This is a genomic window from Bartonella sp. CL162QHHD (genome assembly GCF_042195435.1).
Classification (GTDB): domain Bacteria; phylum Pseudomonadota; class Alphaproteobacteria; order Rhizobiales; family Rhizobiaceae; genus Bartonella.
This window is the reverse complement of record NZ_JBHIOG010000089.1, coordinates 1-1,733: the sequence shown is the minus strand read 5'-3', so window position 1 is coordinate 1,733 and position 1,733 is coordinate 1. Positions and strand designations below refer to the sequence as shown.

Below are 1,733 nucleotides of genomic sequence, written 5' to 3'. Positions count from 1 at the left end.
TCCATATCACACCGCCGTTCTTTGTTCTTGTGATACATATTCTATATCTTGGACGTGAATATATTCGGCATCTTGTATAGGCGCTTCTATTTGCTTTTGTTGTAGGAAAGATTGTTCTTTTTCATGCTGTCTCTTTTGCAAAATATCCAAAATCCTTTGTGCTACTTCATCAGGAAGATCTTCAAGCCTATCGACTTGTGCATAATCAAGCACTTTTTCTTCTTCTGTTTGAGTGATGTTTATTAATTGTTTGATTTGCGTAAGCACATCATAAGAAACTAACTTCGTTTGTACGTTATGGTTTGTTTCATTGATACGTTTTGCTTCATCTTCTTCATAAATACCGGAAAGCCCGAAAGCATAGCGAGCACACTGTATAGTAGCTTTATGGCGCAACATACGTGCGGGGTATTTTTTCCAAGGTTCACTTTTGTCTTGTTCGCATTCTTTGAGATATTCGGTGACTTCGATAGGGTCTTTAATTCCTTTGAGACGAATAGCACATTTGATAGCAATGATATTCCCATCTTCATTGAGTTGATCTTGAAAGGTCATGCCATCAAAGTCAGGATTTGATTTGATGATCTTTATCCAACCGTCGATAGAAACAACGGGTATGATGCCGCCGCCTTTTTTAGGGAATGCATAGATTTCTTTTGTTAAAGGGTTAAGTCCATAAGTATTGGCAACAAAAAGAAAAACGGCAAATTCTGCATCAGTGATGACATTAGCATTTTTATCTCCAATACAAGTTTTTATGATTGTGGTTCGAAATTCTTCAGCAGAAAATCCATATTTTTCTGCCATTTCTTTTAAAAAAGTAGAATTTGTCATCTTGATTTCCTACATTGCGCGCAATTCACCCGTGGCGTGAATCACGCTGGTGTTAAAAGGCTGGTTGGTTGTTAAATTTTTATGTCTTGAGGAATTCTCGTGTTTCCGCGAATATTAGCTAATCCACGAATTTCGGCATTTCTAAAGATCTTGACTGCGTCATAAATGCGAGCACTATCATAAACTTTTGCATCTCCAAAAATCTCAACATTTCCATAATTAATATCATCCTCATACGTGAAATTGGAGCATGATATAATGACATCACCATAAACTTTAGCATTGTTATAAATGAGAGCAGGACCACAAATTATTGCGTTCCCATATACACGAGCATTGTCGTAAATGTGGGCACTATTCTTTATTCGTGCATTCTCAAAAACTTCTGCGTCACCATAAATGAGTGCGCTATTGTAAACTTCTGCATCACCGTAAACATGAGATTTGTCGCGAACAACAGCATCACCAAAAACATGTGCACTACCAGAAACTTCGGCATTACCAAAAACAACAGCACGACTGTAAACTTGTGCATCAGAATAAACTGAAGCATTTCCACTAATACAGGCGCCATCAAATATCTTGGCATTATGAAAAATGGTAGCGCTTTCAAGCACCTTGGCATCATCATAGACCCAGCAATTGCCATCATGACCTAAGTTATATTCCTTTTCAATAAAGCCACCAAGATCTCCTTTTTTGACATCATCAAAATCCCTTAAAGCACGAATACGGTGAAGAGTTTTTCCATCAAACTGAATTGTTTCATCAGTAAGTTCGTATTTTTTTTCCATGGTTTATTTCCTTGATTTGCGTACAATTCACCCGTGGCGTGAATCACGCTTGTGTTTAAAAATGTTGTTTGGTTGTTAGAAACGGCTTATGTAGCTTATATCGCT

Annotated in this window: 2 protein-coding genes; both read right to left on the bottom strand. The window is 37.3% G+C overall.

Features of this window, described 5'->3' with window-relative positions; genetic code table 11:
- Positions 1–6 precede the first annotated feature (6 nt).
- A complete protein-coding gene (gene bet / locus ACFILD_RS09550) occupies positions 7–834 on the bottom strand; it encodes a phage recombination protein Bet (RefSeq protein ID WP_375658291.1) in 828 nt (275 codons plus the stop codon).
- A 71-nt stretch (positions 835–905) separates the two neighbouring features.
- Complete coding sequence (locus tag ACFILD_RS09545; protein ID WP_273791663.1) at positions 906–1,628, bottom strand: hypothetical protein; 723 nt, start codon at positions 1,626–1,628, stop codon at positions 906–908.
- Positions 1,629–1,733 lie beyond the last annotated feature (105 nt).

Bases quoted from the DNA above. Each gene is read 5' to 3' on its own strand.
- ACFILD_RS09545 (WP_273791663.1), bottom strand. From the start codon at position 1,628: ATGGAAAAAAAATACGAACTTACTGATGAAACAATTCAGTTTGATGGA.
- bet (WP_375658291.1), bottom strand. From the start codon at position 834: ATGACAAATTCTACTTTTTTAAAAGAAATGGCAGAAAAATATGGATTT.